An 18754-nucleotide genomic window follows, 5' to 3' on the forward strand; every position below is an offset into this window, starting at 1 on the left:
TGATTTATGCATGAGATTTTTCATATTATTCATCAAGTGGCAGGAGGGTTGTCACACTGAAGCCGGATTGGGCATCAATAATGAGCTTGCCGGCAATTGAGGCAGCGCGTTCCTCCATTCCTGTGAGACCTAGCCCCTTTTTTATAACCTCTGTTCCTTTTCCGCTGTCTCTCACTGTTAGCCTAATGAGCTTGTTGAGTACAAAGAGTTCAACATGGATTGGTGCCCCGCCGGCATATTTCAAAGAATTGGTGAATGCCTCTGTGCAATTCTCCATGATGATTTTCCAGTGAATCGGCCTTACTGCATCGATTTTCCCCTTATGAACGAGCACCGTACGAATACCATGTCGGTCGGTGAACTCGTCCATGCATAGTTTCAGTCGACTCAGACCAACCTGCTCTACGGGCGGCTTCATACCTTTGAGGGTCATACGAATACTTTCAATGCCTTCCCTCGTGATGCCGATTGCATTCCCCAACAGTTCATCGGCCTTCTCAGGATTAGCGACAAGCAAAGTCCTTGCTGCCTCCATCTGGATTAGCGAGCCGGTTATCGAGTGTCCGATATCGTCATGAATCTGTTGAGAAAGGCGATTCCGTTCCTCCAGCCTTGAGGCATAGGCCGACTGCTTGAGAAACTCATTATTCTCATGGAGACGATCCAGCAGTCTGCGTCGTTCCAGCCGCAAACTGTCGGCAGACTCAACAAGCTTCTGAACCTTCCCTCGCGTAGAAAAATAAAATTCATGGATTAAAACGGAGAAAAGAGCGAGCGGTATATAGAAGAGTCTCATTTGCGAATCGATATAAAAGAGAGGAATGACAGAAACGAGTAGTGGCAAGATGACTGGAACGGAAATACTTTTTGCGAATTCTGAAAGGGCAAGCGGGAGCAACAGGATGAACAGCGAATGTCCTTCCCAATAGCCAGTCAACGAAAGCATAATAACAAAAAAGAGAAGCAATCGCATCCGGAAGGCACTTTTGACAAGGCTAATCGCTACGTTCAAAGAAATATAAAGCAATAACAGCAGTATGCTGAACGAGCTTCCCTCATCTGGCTCAGCAACAATCACCATTGCTAGCACGAGAACGAGTATCAGTTTGCTGGCAAGCATTACATTTGGCATTAATCACACATTCCCTGTCAAATAATATATGGCAATCTGCGTTCTATGCTTCAATGCCGTTTTGTTCAAAATCGAAGTGATATGATTTGCCACGGTCCCTCCGGAAATAAAGAGTCGCTCGGATATTTCCTTGTTTGAAAAACCCTTTGCAATCGATTCCATAATATTCAGCTCTCGCTCTGTGAAAGGCTCCGGATTGAACTTCAGCCTCGGGCGCTCATCCATCACTAGACTTTCTCTAATCTTCTCAAGAACAGAATCTTGGATGATGCTCGTTCCATTCACGACACTATTGATTGCTTCACGAATACGTTCAGGATGCGTATTTTTCAACAGATAGCCTTTTGCTCCATTGCGAATCGCACCGAGAATGTATTCATCGTCATCGAATGTCGTCAAAATAATCGGTAGAACTTCCGTCTTTTCCCGAATTAGCTTTGTCGCTTCGACCCCATTCATGACTGGCATCCGAACATCAAGCAAAGCAATATCGACTTGACCCTTAATGCAGCAATCAACTGCCTCCCTGCCATTCTCAACCATTTCCACGACAGTGAATTCATCATAGCTGGACAGGATAATTTTCATCCCTTCACGGATAAACGAATTATCATCTGCAATCAGGATTCGAATTGTCACAGGACATCACTCATTTCTGGGCAAATTGCTCCGCGCTTGCAGTACAGACACGATTGCGTCCCGTACGTTTAGCTTCATACAGGCATTGGTCAGCAACCTCCCGCATCTGATCGGGATTATAAACAGTTTCAGGATAAGTCGCCACACCGATTGATATCGTAATTTGTATTCTCTCGCCATTTGCTAGAGGGAAATGGTGGTCCTCTACTCCTTGGCGGATGCGCTCGGCAATTATTAGCGCTCGCTCCTTAGAGCAATCTTGAAGAATTACAGAGAATTCTTCTCCCCCATTTCGCGAAACAATATCGAAGGAACGGGCATTGTCACGAAGGACTTTTGCCAACTCTGCAAGTACGAGATCTCCCCCGGCATGTCCGTACGTATCATTGACCTTTTTGAAATGGTCAATATCAATGGCAAGCAAGGAGAGATTTTCTCCACGCTGGACTGCCCCGTGAATTAACTCATTCCACATAACATCGAACTGCCTTACATTGTTCAATCCGGTTAAGTAGTCCGTCGTAGATTCGAGTTCATATTTGTCGAGCAAGTACTGGGAATGGCGCACATGCTCAACGAAGAAGATCGATGCCATACCGCCAACTGTTGCAAAGAGCCAGTAATTGGGGAAAAGTACTTTTAATTTGTCCCAGTCCCCAATTAAGAGACTGATCACGATAGTGAATGCGATATTTGAGAAAAGAACCATGCTCGCCCCAGTTACGTAGAGAGGCTGACCTCTTTTAGCGTAGTGCCGGATTAACAAAAATCCTGTAAGCGAGATAATCATTAGTAAAAGTGCCATATACGCAGAGTAGGTGTGGTTAATATAGAAGCGACCTGCCATAATAATCGCTCCACTCAGAATGGCAGGTCGGAAACCGCCATGCAACGTTACAAGGATGATTGGCAAATAGCGCAAATCAATATATGTCGAGTCTCCTACTTGAATGGAAAAACGCAGAAGAATGAGGCCGAGCATCCCGCCAGCAATCCCATTTATTAAATGGGAAACCTTGTCATTGAGCTTTAGCCGCTTGAACAATTGCCATTTCAACTGTAGATAAGTAAATATAAGTGCAATAATAATGCTCAAATTGACGAAGAGGTCTACGAACAATGGAACTCCCGCCTTTCCAAATTTATCGGATGACTGCAGCAGCATCCCGTCGATCAGCTCAATCCACAAAGTCTCGGTCACTTAATATATAGCGAACTTTGATTCCGTCCGTTCTCCTTAGATTCATAAAGCGCCTGGTCAGCATGTTCAATAATAGATTCATCATTGTCTTCCTTTGTAAATTCCGCCACGCCGATACTAATTGTTAGTTTCCCTACAATACCCCATTTCGCTTCAAGTATGGCTTTATTTAGACTGCGAGCGAAATCCATAGCCATCAGTGCATTTGCACCGGGCAAAATCATAATAAATTCCTCACCACCATAGCGGGCAGTGAAATCTCCCCTTTTCATTTCCCGCTTCAAAATATGGGCCAATTTTGCAAGAACCTTATCACCAACCTGATGCCCATGTGTGTCGTTGACAACTTTAAAATGATCTATATCGATCATAAGCACTGAAAATGGAACTTTAGTTCGTTGGAATTTCTCAATTTCTTCGTAAAGCCTTTCCTCCAAGTATCTTCTGTTTGGAACTCCTGTCAGTTTATCCGTTTTGGAAAGCTCCACGAGTCCAGCATTGATGGCAATAAGTTCCTCTTGTTTCGCCTCTATTTCTTCATTCACGCGCTCAAGTTCAGCAAAAGCGGCTTCTTTTTCAATATAGGCGGCTTCCATCTCACGCTTCACTTCACGAAGCTCCATCTCATATTCGATTCGCTTTTTCATCTGGAGCATGATGCAGTCAATGACAGTTTCTCCGCCAATATCAAGCTTTCTGGCATTTAAAAGAAATGGGATCGCTTCTCCATTCTTGCTTTTCATATTGATAAACAATTCTTCAATCTGCCCGTAAAGATTGATTTCAGGGATGGCATACGAATGAAGCACAAGGCGATTCGCTGGAGAAAGCAACATTTCCAGATGTTTTCCTGCGACATCATCCAACTCATACCCCATCCATTTCAGTAATGTCTTGTTTATCTCCTTAATGTGACCATTACGATCCAGTGAGATATACCCACACGGTGCTGTGTCGATACGCTCTCCCATATCATTCACTCCAGTCATTCCTGAACAATCAGGACAAGTACTCTCTAATTAGGTTAATTGTCTCTGCCGGTTGGCTAATATGCGGATAATGGCCTTTAGCTTCCATGACACGTATTTTTCCATTCGCTAGATGTTCAGCTAAATCTTACCAGCCTCAACTGGTACTATACTGTCATCCGAGCATTGGATCACGAGTGTTGGCACCTTCATAAGCGAAAGTTTGTCCCGATTATCCGTAAAAAATGTCACCTCAGCGAACTGCCTTGCAATCCCTGGATCACCAGACATGAACGTTTTCTCCAGGTTCCTTACGGGTGTCATGCCCTTTGATTGATCCATGACGAGTGGAGCCATAAAGCTGGCCCAGCCTGCGAAGTTCATTTCCATCATATCAAGTAGTTCCACGATGTCACCTTTGTCAAAGCCGCCAACGTATCCTTTGGAGTCATTCAAATAACAAGCAGAAGGACCAATCATGATCATTTTATTGAATAGCTCTGGACGTTCAATTGCTGCGAGCAGTCCCGTCATTGAGCTCACTGAATGACCAACGTAGATAATGTTCTGCAGCTGAAGGGCATCAATGACATCGAGCACATCTTGGGCATAACCTTGCAAGTCTCCATATTTAACAGAATCATAGGCACTTAAATCAGACTGGCCCGAGCCGACATAATCAAATAAGACAATTCTGTAGTCATTCTCAAGCGCCGGTGTAATATATCTCCACATTTGCTGATCACAGCCAAACCCGTGGGCCATCACCATTGTCTCACTGCCGTTTCCAATCACTTTCACATGATTGCGCCTCAGCACATCAACCATTAGGCTTCCTCTCCGTTCTCCATAATCTATTTCCATCCATTATCGCAAAATTGTATAGAAAGGTACATACCATATTGCCTATTTTTGGATTCAGCCACTTTTCCTATTTTTTCAGACATAATGGTCGCGGATTCTCACAGTAACACTGTTATTTCTGTTGCTTCAGAAAAGAATTCATCCACTTTTGAACTTAATTCAGCATGTTACTCAAGTCGTACAAAAATAAGCGTACAACTATTCAGATTCTGTAATAAAATATTAAAGAATATTAAGGGGGCTATTATATGAATGGAAGATTTTTGACGGGGACGATCCTCGTTTTGCTTGGTGTCGGCTTTTTGCTGCAGCAGGCACATGTCTGGGACTTTTCTGATATATTGTCTAATTGCTGGCCGCTCATCCTTGTCATAGTCGGGATTGCTCAGCTCTTTAACCGCAACAGCACTTCACTTTTCTCAGGCTTTATATTTATCGTTGCCGGTATCCTGTTCTTCATCAATAATCTTATAGATATCAATCTTTATCTCTATTTTTGGCCGCTCATTCTCATTATTGCTGGGGTTTCCTTCTTTTTCTCTCGCGGAACACATCGGGCCAAACCTATTTCTGACGATGCGACAAACTCATTCTCCATTTTTGGCGGGCAGAATATCCAAGTTACTTCCAGCGATTACGAGGGCGGACAGGTTACTGCAATATTTGGTGGAGCGGAAATCGACCTCCGAGATGCTGTCATTTCCGAACAGGGGGCTGTCCTGGAGCTGAATGCAGTTTTTGGCGGCGTCAAAATATACGTTCCAGAGAATGCCAAAGTCCAAGTATCTGGTTTGCCGATTTTCGGAGGCTGTGAAAACAAAACACGTAAAAGAGCTATCACTGATGCTCCTTTGCTAAAAATCAATTATGCTGCTGTTTTTGGCGGTGTGGAAATTAGGGATTAATTGAAAAAGGGCCCGGCTGCAAAACACCTTTCAACAGATGTTTTTCAGCACGCGTCCTTTTTTATTAGTCAGATTCGAACTTTAGGATCTGCCCTGTATTGCTATCGATGTCCAATTCATATTTGACTCCTTGTGCCGTCAAAACTTCCACCTCATAAATCGTCTTACCATGCTCCTGTTCAAGTTCAATCTTCACGACTTGACCTGGTACACGGCTGAGTGCGATATTCATTGCTTCCTGCATCGAAATTGCCCGATAATACTGAAACGGATAATCTCCCCCTCCGAACTCCTGGTATTCCGGGAATCCCAAGTATTCCTCATAATGCCGTTCATCCCAGCCCTGAAAAGCCAGGTCATCATAATAGTTGTACAATAAATAACCCACCCTTGTGCATCATTTTTATCTATTTATCTTTACGCAAGCAGTTTATGGGAGACAGCCGAGATAGGTATGGGCAAGGGTCTAACCTGTTTTCGAGTTACATGTGCAAAGTCCATTTGGAATTAAATAAGTACGATACATAATACGAGTCATTAAGCGTATACATCTTTAGTGGCGTTTCACTATTTTCCTCTCAAGGAGATGTTCAAAGATGATTTATGCAAACCCAAACACTGAAGGTTCACTCGTACATTTCAAGGATAGATATGATAACTTCATTGGCGGCAAATGGGTTCCTCCCGTCAAAGGGTTTTATTTTGACAATAAGACACCGGTGACTGGAGAGGTGTTTACTCAAGCTGCCCGCTCCACAGAGGAAGATCTTGAACTAGCTCTCGATGCCGCGCACCAGGCAAAGGATGCTTGGGGCAAGACATCGGCGGCGGAACGTGCACTTATTCTGAATCGCATCGCTGACCGTATAGAAGAGAATCTTGAGGTGATTGCGGTAGCGGAGAGTTGGGAAAACGGAAAAGCAGTTCGTGAGACATTGAATGCCGATATTCCACTTGCAATAGATCATTTCCGCTATTTCGCTGGCGTGATCCGTGCCCAGGAAGGACGCACAACTCAGATTAACAATGACACCGTAGCATACCATTTCAATGAACCACTCGGTGTTGTCGGGCAGATCATTCCATGGAATTTCCCAATACTTATGGCTACTTGGAAACTCGCGCCAGCACTCGCGGCAGGCAACTGTGTCGTTTTGAAACCAGCTGAGCAGACACCTGCTTCAATCCTGCTCGTTATGGAGTTGATACAGGACCTGATTCCGGACGGTGTCGTCAATATTGTGAATGGCTTCGGTTCGGAGATTGGCAATGCCCTTGCTACAAGCGAGCGTATTTCCAAAATCGCATTCACTGGCTCAACAGCTGTAGGGCAGAAAATTATGGAGAATGCCTCCGAAAATATTATTCCAGTCACACTGGAACTTGGCGGCAAATCCCCGAACATCTATTTTGAAGATGTCATGGATCGGGACGATGCTTTCCTTGATAAAGCAGTTGAAGGGTTCGTCATGTTCGCCCTGAACTCAGGAGAAGTATGTACATGTCCATCACGAGCCCTTATCCAGGAATCCATTTATGAGCGATTCATTGAACGCGCCATCGAACGTGTAAAACAGATTAAGATCGGCAATCCGCTTGATACAGAAGTAATGATGGGCGCTCAAAACTCGACAGCACAACAGGAGAAAATCCTTTCCTATATGAAGATTGCTGTAGAGGAAGGAGCAGAGTGTCTCGTTGGCGGTGGTGCAAATAGACTGGACGGCGCACAGAGCAATGGCTATTATATCGAACCAACAATTTTCAAAGGCGACAATCAGATGCGTTTCTTCCAGGAAGAAATCTTTGGTCCGGTGCTTGCTGTGACGACGTTCAAGGACTTTGATGAAGCCATTGAGATTGCAAACGATACAGTATACGGACTTGGCGCAGGTGTATGGTCACGAAATGGCGACACTGCTTATCGTGCAGGTCGTGCTATTCAGGCTGGTCGTGTATGGACGAATACGTATCATCAGTATCCTGCAGGAGCCGCATTTGGCGGATACAAGAAATCCGGTATTGGTCGCGAGAACCACGCCATGATGCTTGATCATTACCAACAGACGAAGAATATCCTCGTCAGTTACAATCCCGAGCCACAAGGTTTCTTCTAAACTCTTGAGTACTGGATCGGCTCGTAAACATATAATTTTAAAGAAGGCTTCCGCAACGCCTGCGGAAGCCTTCTTTTTTAACCTCATATTTTAAAAGTCTTGATCAAATGTTGCAGCTCTTCAGATAGCTCTGCCAGTGATTTCGCTGCAGATGTCACTTCATTCATTGCAGCAAGCTGCTCAGATGTCGATGATGCAATTTCTTCAGCAGCTGCGGCATTTCCTCGGGATACATCCGTCAGTTCCGTTGCACTTGTTGTAACTTGCTGGACGCTTGCGGCAACATATTCACAGATCTCTGCTACTTCAACAATTCGCGGCTCAATCGCCTGAATGCTATCCACAATCTCAGCAAACTGTTCAGATGTCTCGCTGGAAAGCTTAAGCCCTTCCATTACATTAACAGACGCATCATGCATAGCTGCTGCAGAATTGGCAGTATCTGTTTGGATGCTGCCAATCAAAGAAGCAATTTGCTTGGCTGATTGCTGCGACTGTTCAGCGAGCTTACGTACCTCATCTGCAACTACAGAGAAACCTTTTCCAGACTCTCCAGCTCTTGCAGCTTCAATTGCCGCATTCAAAGAAAGCAGATTTGTCTGTTCACTAATCCCCACAATCGTCTCTACGATGTTCTCAATTTCTTTTGATCTGCCGCTCAATAATTGAATGCTCTCGTTAGAAGCGGTGACAGATTGGTGAATATTGTTCATCTGGCTCATTGAACGGCTGACAGCCACTCCTCCTTCTTCAGCACGCTTTGCGGCTTCTTTCGCCAATTGTGCTACAGCTGTCGCTCTGTCAGAAACCTTTGTCACTTCTGTACCTGCATCTTGAAGCAGAGCAACATTCTCCTTAAGTCCGCTCTCCTGATCCTCTGCTCCTTTAGCAACGAATTGAATACCAGAAGAAACCTCGTCTGCTGCGGCAGCGGTCTGTTCCGAACTAGCTGTCAGTTCCTCAGCGGATGCAGCGACTTGCTCCGCACTCTGGTCAACTTCCTGTATGAGCTCGCGTAAATTGTCCGACATCACATTGAAGGACTGAGCCACTTTGCCAATTTCATCATTGGAGTATACGGCAGCCTTTTCCGTCAAATCCCCTGAGCTGATTGCGATGGCTGACTCGTTCAATTCTTTAAGCGGACGGATAATGGAACGGATAAGGAAATATCCAATTACCCCCCATATGATGAATGCAGCCGCGAGTATTGATAAAATATAATTCAAAATTGGACGCGCTGTACTGCTTGCTTCACTGACATCCATAACACCAGCCACTTTCCATCCTGTCAGCTCATCTGTATTGAATATCATCTTCCGTTTCTTGCCGTTCTCACTGAAATTATAGGAACCGGATTTCTTCTGGAGCAGCTTTTTATAATAAGGCTGTTCAGCCGTTGTTCCTACCTCTTTATTAGGGTGGGTAATAAACGTACCTTCCTGGTCAAGCAGCATCATATAGCCATTCTTGCCAACAGATACTTTGCTTGCCATTTCGCTGACATGATTGATTGCGACATCAATGCCAATTACTCCCGATCCGTCGTCAGCCGCCTTGGCGATTGTCTCAACCATCTCACCTGACCTTGCATCTGCATAAGGTTTGGTCAAAATGACCTCTCCCTTATGCTCCATCGCATCTTTATACCAAGGACGTGTACGCGGATCAAGATCCAGCTCCTGCCACGGTGATAGAATAAGATCAGAATTAAATGCCCCGACATAGATTGAGTACACGTCCGGATGATAGTCTTTATATTGATCAAGCAATGTCCGCAGCTCCCGGCTGTCTTTCCCTTTATACATATCTGCATTGACAACACCCGCTAGTTTATCAAGATTGTCCATATGTGGTTTCAAAGAGTCATTAACGATCGTGCCGAGCAACTTCACATTTTCATGAGCCTTTCCGACAATTTGCTCTTCAGTCGTCTCTTTTGCACTCTTGTACGAGAGAAGCCCAACGGAAATACTAGGTATGAACAAAATAAGTGCAAACACGAGTGTAAGTCTGTTTCTCACACTGGATTTGAGAAATTTCAACTAAATCATGCTCCCTCCTGATGTAATTGCCTACTGTCAAAGCCTTCGCAAACAACAGATAAGCCTTTAGGTTCAATTAAACTAAACTAAATTAGGAATAAAAGCTCATTAACAGACTTATTCTACCATAAGGAAGAGCGTATTTGATTACCATTTATCAATTAATTACGAAAATATATTACATTGTGCAAATAAAAAAGAGCGAGCTCCAATGCTCACTCTTTTCCCCACGACTATTCAGCGAGCGACTTGCGAATCGACTCTTCTATCGCTGCCTGAACATCGTCTTTTTTATATTTTAATAGCTCCATCGTTTCTGCTGGGTCAATTATTGTATTGCGGCTTTGCAATTCTGCCGTTTTGATGCCCGGCATTGCACGCTCCTTACCTGCTTCTGCAGTTTGCTTATCAATCTGTTCGAATGTGGGAAGCAGTTGTTCAAGCGAGGCTGTCTGAATAACACTATCTTTCTGACCTGCCGTATCAGCAATAATTCGATAGAACTCTGCATAGCTCATATTCTCGCCTGAAATCGCATAGGTCCCTCCATGGCTGCCATGCTCCAAAGCTCCAACACCAGCTTCTGCGACTTGTCTTGTTGTCACCATTGCTGTAGCTCCCTCCGGAACGGTGATGATCTCTTTGCCAAGCACTGTCGGCAGGAACATTTTCCATAACGGCATACGACCGGGCATCGTTCCGAATATATAGGGAAGGCGTAGTGACATGACATCCATCTCACCTTCTCCTTCCAGCATTGCAACCTCTTCTTGCAGTTTTCTCGTCCTCACATATGGTGTACGTTTCAAGCCCAAATCTGGCCACTTTTCAGCGAATTCGACATGGTAGGAACCGTAGATGACGAACTTACGCACACCCGCCTCCCTGGCAATCCTTGAAAGACGCTGGGTCGGCAGAACATTTTCTCTATAATAGAAGGAAACAGCTGGCGCCTCTGGTGTCGTTCTTTCATCGACTCCTGCAGCATGAACAAACCAGTCTGTCGATTGCAGCATAGCTCCGATCTGTTCATCCGTCATTTCATTAATATCACCGATATGCTTCTCAACCTCTTCAGGAATCAGTTCATCCATCATCTCTTTGTTACGCGCAATAGTTGAAACCTTATAGCCTCGCTTCAGTAATTCCTTGATTGTCTCAAAGCCAAGCAGCCCTGTGCCTCCAAGAACAAAAGCTCTCGTCATCGTTTCGCCCTCCCGGATGTTCTCATTATAGGTTATAATTCCACCATCCTGGATGGGGCAAACAGTGTTTTGAACGTTTTCAATTCATGCAAAATTTCTCGACTGCGGTGTTCCAAAATTGGATTCATTTCCATAAGCTCTTGCTTTATTTATATGTATCATCATAAATGCATTTGAAACTATAACACCTGCCCATTTCATGCTACAATCTAGGTTGTGAGTAATATTATGCGAAGCACTTTTGCCCAATTGTTTCTCTTATTTAATTAGTGGGCACTATTACATATTGAGGAGTGATCTAATGAACCAGACTCAGCTTGAAAAGATCAAAAACGGAAAAGGTTTCATCGCGGCACTTGACCAGAGCGGTGGAAGCACACCTAAAGCTTTAGGCCTTTATGGCGTAAAGGAAGATTCTTATTCCAATGAAGACGAGATGTTCGATCTTGTACACGAAATGCGTACACGTATCATCACATCCCCTTCTTTCGATTCCCAGTATATCCTCGGTGCCATCTTGTTCGAACAGACAATGGATCGCAAAATCGATGGCATGTATACAGCAGACTACCTAGCTGAGAAAAAAGGTGTCGTTCCATTCCTTAAAGTGGATAAAGGACTTGCTGATGAGAAAAACGGCGTTCAACTAATGAAGCCAATCCATGACCTTGACGAAACACTTCGCCGTGCCAATGAACGCAATATCTTCGGTACAAAGATGCGTTCTGTCATCAAGGAAGCAAACGCTGACAGCATTAAAGAAGTCGTTGATCAGCAGTTCGAGTACGGCAAGCAGATTATCGCAGCTGGCCTCGTTCCAATCATCGAGCCTGAAGTTGATATTCACAGCAAGGACAAAGAGCAGTCTGAAGAAATCCTAAAGGCTGAAATCAAGAAGCAGCTTGATAGCTTGAGCGAAGACCAGAATGTTATGTTGAAGCTTACAATTCCTACAGTTGCGAATACTTACAAGGAATTGATCGAGCACCCACGCGTAATTCGTGCTGTAGCACTTTCTGGCGGCTATTCAACAGAGGACGCCAACGAAAAGCTAAAAGCAAATGACGGTCTAATCGCGAGCTTCTCCCGAGCTTTGACACAGGATCTCTTCGCTAACCAGACAGACGAAGAGTTTAACGAAGCACTTGCTAAAGCTGTAAAAGATATTTACGAAGCATCTATTTAATTTAAAAAACCAGCCGCACTCTATTGTGCCGCTGGTTTTTTTGTGTTGTTGTGACGGATTCAGCGGGTTCTGCATGGATATCTGTTCTCTTCGCCCATTTATGAGCATCTTCCACTCATAATTCAGCATGTATGGATTTAATCTGCTGCTTTTCTGCTTTTACTCAGCAGTCTTGGTTTAACATACCAAAAAATCGGACACCTGCACATGGTGTCCGATTCATTATTAGACTTTAAATTGTGTCGATGCATCTTGAAGCCGCTCTGACAGTTCAACGAGATCATTAGAACGACTGAGGACTTGCTTCATAGACTGTGCAGATTCTTCCGTTACTGCAGCAGTTTCCTCAATTCCAGCTGATGACTGCTCAGAGATCGCCGCAATATGCTCAATGGATTGCTGTACTTCTACGGCACCTTCAGAAATGGCACCAATTTCACTTGAGAGATTCGATATTTTAGCCTGTACATCTTCAATGACGCTGCTGATGTGCTTAAATGTTTCACTCGTATCTTTGATCTGTGTGCTTCCTTCTTCCACTTTTTTGTAGCTGTTTTCAAGTGAATCAGAAACACCTTTTGATTCTTCCTGTACGAGCGTTGTAATCTGATTGATTTCCACAACCGACTCAGCTACCTGCTCAGAAAGCTTCCGTACTTCATCAGCCACAACGGCAAAGCCTTTTCCATGCTCACCAGCTCTTGCCGCTTCAATTGCTGCGTTAAGTGCCAACAAATTCGTCTGCTCAGAAATAGATTGAATCGTTGAGACAAGTTTGGCCACTTCCTGATAGTTACGGTCTAGCTCAGCCATTTTCTGAACGGACTCATGAACCATTTGGTAGATTTCCTGCATTTGCCCTTCCGTTCCTTGCATTTGCAAGTAGCCTTTTTCGGCCATGTCACCCATGTCAGATGCTTCTTCACTTAAGGTGCTGCTATTGTGGCTTGCTTCCTCTGCAGCATTGGAGAATAATTTGATGCGCTCGAGAAGCTCAGACGAATGTGTTGCCTGCTGTTCCGCACCAACTGCAAGTTCCCCTACAGTTGTGGAAATCTGTTCACTGCTCTCCGCCGTTCTCTGTGAATTGTCGGAGAATTCTCTTGCAACATTAAGTATTTCTCTCGATTCATCGTTCAGGTTCAGGATTAATGAACGTAAATGACTGCTCATTTTTTGCAAAGAGCGAGCGAGGTCGCCAATTTCATCACTTGAATCCGTATTTATTTCCTGCACAAGATTTCCTGCCGCTACATCCTCGGCAACTTCATTTAGATTTCTGATTGGATCGACAATCCACTTTTTCAAATAAATCATACCGGCTATACCAATTAGAATAGCGATACCTGTAAACACAAGCATTGTAAACCGTCCACTTACATAGGCATGTCCACTCTGCTTATTCGAGTCTTTTGTCTTGTCCTGATTAAAGTTCACTAGTTCATATAGATTCTTATCCAAAACTTTATAAATATCACGGCTATCCCTTAAAGTATTTTTTGCATCTTTAAGCTTACCAGCATCAGCTTCATTCAGTGCCTTGGATTGGTTGGCCAAGTACTTGTCTGATTCTTCCTTAACCTTATCAAGCCTTTCACGAGATTCACCAGATGTTACGAGTTTCTCCAATTCAGCAAGCTCATTCTTCAGGCCATCATGTGTCCATTGAAGTTCTCCTTGCAAGCCTTCCTTTTCTTCTTTTGAGTCGGCCAGCAAGTACATATTTTCAAGTGAAATTGTACGCTGGACGTAGAAATTGACAGCGTCTATATGCCCTCTTTGCGGAATCCAGTAATTTCCCATCGTATCATTTTCTTTATTCGTCAAATACATCCCTCGTATACCGAATATACTGACGAGCAGTGTTAGTGCAAACATAAGGAGCAGAAGCACATATAGTTTCTTAGTAATAGAGAACTTCAAGTTATTGACCTCCAAGGTTGTTTTTATTTATGACTTATTAACCAATAAATGAGACTTTAGTTTCTGTTTTGAATTTATAAATAGTATAAATTGCTCATTTTAATTTGTAAACAAAAAAATGTTAATCCTTATCATTTAATTCAAAACAAAAACAGACACCGTCAATGCGTAACGGTGTCTGTACCTGATCAAGTTCCTGTTTTCTTTGTTTTTGCAGAGGCTGTCTTTCTTTTCGGCTGGCGTGGTTTTGGCTTGTCCTTTTTTGCCTGCTCAATAGAAGCTTCCAATGCCTCCATGAGGTTCGCCACTTGTGCCGGTGCCTTTTCTGCTTTTTTCTTTGTGCCAGTTGGTGCTTTGTTCTGTTTCTGTTCAATCAAATCCATTAAAGCGACACGGTAATCATCTTCATATTTTGAAGGGTCAAATTCAGTTGTCAGCTGTTCAATGAGCAGTTTCGCTGTTTCAAGCTCCTTGCCTGTCACCGCCGATGCATCTGGAATATTGGGCACATCGGCGACTGGCCGGACTTCATCAGGATAATGAATCGTTTCAACGAGCAGTGTATTCTCGTATACACGTATGACTGCCAGCTGTTCAAGTGACCGGATCATCAGTTTCGCTACACCAATTTTGCCCGATTCCTGCAAAGCTGTCCGAAGTAGACCATAAGCCTTTGCACCGCCTGAATTCGGTGAGAGATAGTAGCTTTTTTCAAAATAGATCGGATCAATTTGGTCCAATTTAACAAAATCGACGATCTCAACCGCCTTTTCCGTTTTCTCTTTGCGGAGTGCCTCGAGTTCATCCTCTGTAATCGGGACGAACTTGTTCTTCGTATACTCATACGCTTTTATGATTTCTTCATTCTCCACATCTTTTTCACAGTGCGGACAATGCTTTTCATACTTGATTGGTGTCTCACATTCCTTATGAAGCTGCCTGAGCTTGATATCATGATTCTCCGTTGCGGCATGCAGGTTCACAGGAATATTGACAAGTCCGAAGCTGATCGTTCCTTTCCACATCGTATGCATACAGTTCTCCTCCCTTCACCTTATTGTGGATGCCATATGCCTTGGATATGCTGATTAAAATCTTCCTAGAAGGTGCAAAGTAAAAGCAGAACTGTTACATGAACGGAGGCAGAAAAATGGAATTCATGAAACCTATAGCGAGCGCTTCACTGCCCATTGGTAGTGACTGGCTGTACGAAATCAAATATGACGGCTTCCGCTGCATGATCTTAATCGATGAAGATTCATGCCGGTTAATAAGCAAGAACGGCAAAGATCTCACCGCCAATTTTCCAGAAATCGCCGCAGCGTGCAAATCGCTAAAGGTGAAGGGTTCTACAGTGCTTGATGGGGAGCTCGTCGTCCTCAACCATAAATATGGCGCCAACTTCAGTCTAATCCAAAAGCGCGGCCGGTTGCGCAATGCAGAGAAAATTGAAATCACTCAGCAGGAAAGACCCGCTTCATTCATCGCTTTCGACATATTAAAAGCAGACGGCAAAACGTGTGAAAAGGAACCCTGTGCACAGCGCCGCAAGAAGCTTGTTGCTTGGTTCAATAAAACGAAACCTTCGGAGCATATCCAATTAATCGAACAGACCAATAATGCCGAGGAAATCCAGCAGATTGCCTTCGATAATAAAGCAGAGGGGATTATCGCCAAGAAGGCTCGGAGTAATTATATTGGCGGCAAAGGACATCGTGACTGGCTCAAAGTGAAGAACTGGCGCACTGTTCATTGCTTTCTTACAAAGTGGAATCGAGACAATGATTATTTTTCAGCAGCTGTCCATGGTGGCAGTACTGGAATTAGGGAAATCGGCAAGGTGAAGCACGGGCTTGATGACGATTCTTTTCGAGCTTTAAAACAGGCATTCACGACACACGGTAAAGAAATCGGAAACGAGATGATGCTTCCTCCTGCAATCTGTGCTGCTGTCAATACACTTGATCTGTATGAAGGTGAAATACGAGAGGCGAATTTTGCCCAAATTATTCAAGGCGGCACCCCTTCTGAAATGACAGAAAAGATGATGAAGCGAGATTTAGCGATGCTTCCGGAACAATTGGATTTATCAAATCCTGAAAAAATATTTTGGCCACAACAAGGATATACGAAAGAAGACCTTGTCACGTACATTCGTAATATTTCTCCGTATATGTTGCCTTTTCTCAAAAGGAAGGCCCTTACTTTAATTCGCTATCCGGATGGTGTTGAGGGCGAGTTCTTTTTCCAGAAGCATCTCCCGCCTTATGTACCTGAGTCTTTTTCCTATATGCTAAACGAGGAGGGCGAGAAGCGCATTCTTTTTGATGAGCTTTTCCCACTTGTCTGGTTCGCGAATCATGGGGCAATCGAGTACCATATGCCATTCGAAAAAGCAGGCAAGAGCACTCCTATAGAAATCGTCTTCGACCTTGACCCTCCGAACCGGGAACATTTTCATCTCGCTGTGAAGGCCGCTCTTCTAATTAAAGAGTTGACGGATGGACTTGGGCTTACAGCTTTTGTAAAGACATCTGGCAGTAAAGGTTTGCAAATCCATATTCCTATTCGGGAAGGCAGTCTCACTTACGATGAGACAGCAATTTGTACTCAGGCGATTGCCCTTACTGTCGAGCGTGCTCAGCCTGATCTGTTTACTACGGAACGCCTCAAGAAAAAACGCAGTGGTAGGCTCTATCTGGATTATGTCCAGCACGCATCCGGGAAGACAATTATTGCACCTTACTCGCCGCGTCACGTACCGGAAGCTGCCGTTGCTACTCCGCTGTTCTGGGATGAAGTGGATGAATCATTGCGAATAGAACAGTTCACATTGGATAATGTGCTAGCACGTGTGGAACAGTATGGCTGTCCGTTTGCAAATTATGAAAAGGCAGGAGCAGAGCAGGATTTGGAGAAGCTGCGACGGCTTATTGGTGCTGAGTGAACGAGATGCTGAGAGCTATAGATTAGGTTCTCTTTCTGCGGAATTGTAACCTTATCCTATTTTATTCAGCATCTCTCCTACCAAACGAGCAAAAAAATGAGGTACCGATTACTCAGTCGGTACCTCGTCTATTATTTCAACCTAAGGGTTCTTGCCGTATCTTCATGTACTTTGCGGAAAAGCTCCGGCTTCTCAGCAAGGGATACTCCGTAAGACGGTATCATTTCCTTCACTTTCGGTTCCCATTCTTTCATCCGTTCAGGGAAACATTTCTCCAGCACTTCAAGCATGACATGAACAGCAGTGGACGCTCCAGGCGAAGCACCGAGCAGAGCCGCAATTGATCCGTCCTTGCTTGTGATGACCTCGGTTCCGAATTGGAGCGTGCCTTTTCCTCCATGCTTTGTATCTTTGATGACCTGAACCCGCTGTCCAGCTGTAACGATATGCCAATCCTCACTTCTCGCTTCCGGGACAAATTCCCGCAATGCTTCCATACGCTTCTCATTGGAAAGCAGCACTTGCTGGATCAAATATTTTGTCAAAGACATTTCCTTGACGCCAGCTGCAAGCATTGTAAGAAGATTGTTCGGCTTCACAGATTTGAACAAATCCAGATTTGAACCAGTCTTCAAAAACTTTGGAGAAAAGCCGGCAAACGGTCCGAACAGTAAGGCTTTCTTACCGTCAATGTACCTCGTGTCGAGGTGAGGTACGGACATAGGAGGAGCACCAACCTTCGCCTTACCATAGACTTTGGCATGATGCTTCTCGACGACTTCCGGCTTCTTACATACCATGAACAGACCGCTTACTGGGAATCCGCCAATACGCTTTGACTCAGGAATCCGCGTCTTCTGCAACAAAGGCAGACTTCCACCGCCGCCACCAATAAATACAAAGTCAGCGGAGTGGCAAGCAATTTTTCCATTTTGATCGTCTGTCACTTTCACTTCCCATTTGCCTTCTGCCGTGCGCCGAATGTCTTTTACTTCTTGATTGTAGGCAACCTTAACCCCATTTTCCTCCAACTCATCAAATAAAAGACGTGTCAATCTTCCGAAGTTCACGTCTGTCCCCGAGTCCACTTTCGTCGCGGCAATCGGCTCAGCTGTATCCCGACCTTCCATAATAAGTGGAAACCATTTCTTTAGCTTCTCCGGCTCATTTGAGTATTCCATTCCCTTGAACAGCGCATTCTCAGTAAGCGCTGCGAATCTTTTTTTTAGGAATTCAATATTGTCCTCTCCCTGAACGAGACTCATATGTGGAATTGCCCGGATAAATTCTTGCGGTTTCTCGATCTTACCTGTACTTACAAGATGGGACCAGAACTGTCTTGAAACTTGGAACTGTTCATTAACTTTGATTGCCTTCTCAATGTCAACCGAACCATCTGCATTCTCAGTCGTATAATTCATCTCACAGAGAGCTGAGTGCCCAGTACCTGCATTATTCCACTCATTGGAGCTCTCGTCCCCAGACTTTGACAGCTTCTCGAACACTTTGATTTCCATTCCTGGCGCCAATTCCTTAAGCAAGGCACCTAATGTCGCACTCATGATTCCCGCACCAATCAGAATTACATCTGTCTTCCCCAGCATGTTATCCATTCAAATCTT

At 44.3% G+C, this 18754-nt stretch carries 14 protein-coding genes and 1 pseudogene; 4 read left to right on the forward strand and 11 right to left on the reverse strand.

What is annotated here, in order from left to right; genetic code table 11:
• Positions 1 to 25 precede the first annotated feature (25 nt).
• The 5 genes and pseudogenes from QR721_RS13105 to QR721_RS13125 all read right to left on the reverse strand — a co-directional run bounded on the left by QR721_RS13105 (position 26) and on the right by QR721_RS13125 (position 4768).
• Positions 26 to 1132 (reverse strand): sensor histidine kinase, encoded by a 1107-nt coding sequence (locus QR721_RS13105; RefSeq protein ID WP_348027712.1) that lies wholly within the window; start codon positions 1130 to 1132, stop codon positions 26 to 28.
• Positions 1133 to 1135: 3 nt separating this feature from the next.
• Positions 1136 to 1771 (reverse strand): response regulator transcription factor, encoded by a 636-nt coding sequence (locus QR721_RS13110; RefSeq protein ID WP_348027713.1) that lies wholly within the window; start codon positions 1769 to 1771, stop codon positions 1136 to 1138.
• 10 nt (positions 1772 to 1781) lie between these two features.
• Positions 1782 to 2960 (reverse strand): GGDEF domain-containing protein, encoded by a 1179-nt coding sequence (locus QR721_RS13115; RefSeq protein WP_348027715.1) that lies wholly within the window; start codon positions 2958 to 2960, stop codon positions 1782 to 1784.
• 8 nt (positions 2961 to 2968) lie between these two features.
• Positions 2969 to 3943 carry a sensor domain-containing diguanylate cyclase gene (locus QR721_RS13120; RefSeq protein WP_348027717.1) on the reverse strand — a complete coding sequence of 325 codons (975 nt, stop codon included), beginning with the start codon at positions 3941 to 3943 and terminating at the stop codon, positions 2969 to 2971.
• 28 nt (positions 3944 to 3971) lie between these two features.
• Positions 3972 to 4768: pseudogene (locus QR721_RS13125) on the reverse strand (alpha/beta fold hydrolase).
• A 284-nt stretch (positions 4769 to 5052) separates the two neighbouring features.
• Between QR721_RS13125 and QR721_RS13130 the strand changes: the two are divergent.
• Positions 5053 to 5709, forward strand: coding sequence for a LiaF transmembrane domain-containing protein (locus tag QR721_RS13130; protein WP_348027719.1), 657 nt, complete (start codon positions 5053 to 5055; stop codon positions 5707 to 5709).
• Positions 5710 to 5773: 64 nt separating this feature from the next.
• Here QR721_RS13130 and QR721_RS13135 read toward each other — a convergent pair whose 3' ends face one another.
• A complete protein-coding gene (locus QR721_RS13135) occupies positions 5774 to 6085 on the reverse strand; it encodes a PepSY domain-containing protein (protein ID WP_348027721.1) in 312 nt (103 codons plus the stop codon).
• Between the two features lie 220 nt (positions 6086 to 6305).
• On the opposite strand from QR721_RS13135, the gene exaC reads away from it, so the two are divergent.
• On the forward strand, positions 6306 to 7826 hold the full coding sequence (gene exaC, locus QR721_RS13140) for an acetaldehyde dehydrogenase ExaC (protein ID WP_348027723.1): 1521 nt from the start codon (positions 6306 to 6308) through the stop codon (positions 7824 to 7826).
• 83 nt (positions 7827 to 7909) lie between these two features.
• On the opposite strand, the gene QR721_RS13145 is transcribed toward exaC, so the two are convergent.
• A complete protein-coding gene (locus QR721_RS13145) occupies positions 7910 to 9871 on the reverse strand; it encodes a methyl-accepting chemotaxis protein (protein ID WP_348027725.1) in 1962 nt (653 codons plus the stop codon).
• A 233-nt stretch (positions 9872 to 10104) separates the two neighbouring features.
• Positions 10105 to 11076, reverse strand: a complete 972-nt coding sequence (locus QR721_RS13150) for an NAD-dependent epimerase/dehydratase family protein (protein WP_348027727.1) — start codon at positions 11074 to 11076, stop codon at positions 10105 to 10107.
• Between the two features lie 301 nt (positions 11077 to 11377).
• Between QR721_RS13150 and QR721_RS13155 the strand changes: the two genes are divergently transcribed.
• A complete protein-coding gene (locus QR721_RS13155; protein ID WP_348027729.1) occupies positions 11378 to 12262 on the forward strand; it encodes a fructose bisphosphate aldolase in 885 nt (294 codons plus the stop codon).
• A gap of 225 nt (positions 12263 to 12487) precedes the next feature.
• Here the strand turns inward: QR721_RS13155 and QR721_RS13160 are convergent, their stop codons facing one another.
• Together QR721_RS13160 and ku are read right to left on the reverse strand one after the other, a co-directional pair.
• Complete coding sequence (locus tag QR721_RS13160) at positions 12488 to 14185, reverse strand: methyl-accepting chemotaxis protein (protein ID WP_348027731.1); 1698 nt, start codon at positions 14183 to 14185, stop codon at positions 12488 to 12490.
• A gap of 188 nt (positions 14186 to 14373) precedes the next feature.
• Complete coding sequence (ku, locus tag QR721_RS13165) at positions 14374 to 15219, reverse strand: non-homologous end joining protein Ku (protein WP_348027733.1); 846 nt, start codon at positions 15217 to 15219, stop codon at positions 14374 to 14376.
• Between the two features lie 116 nt (positions 15220 to 15335).
• Between ku and ligD the strand changes: the two genes are divergently transcribed.
• Entirely contained in the window at positions 15336 to 17132 is a 1797-nt protein-coding gene (gene ligD / locus QR721_RS13170) for a DNA ligase D (protein ID WP_348027735.1), read from the forward strand.
• Positions 17133 to 17263: 131 nt separating this feature from the next.
• Here ligD and QR721_RS13175 read toward each other — a convergent pair whose 3' ends face one another.
• A complete protein-coding gene (locus QR721_RS13175; protein ID WP_348027738.1) occupies positions 17264 to 18745 on the reverse strand; it encodes a malate:quinone oxidoreductase in 1482 nt (493 codons plus the stop codon).
• Positions 18746 to 18754: the final 9 nt, after the last annotated feature.

Source organism: Aciduricibacillus chroicocephali (assembly GCF_030762805.1).
GTDB classification, from domain to species: Bacteria; Bacillota; Bacilli; order Bacillales; family Amphibacillaceae; genus Aciduricibacillus; species Aciduricibacillus chroicocephali.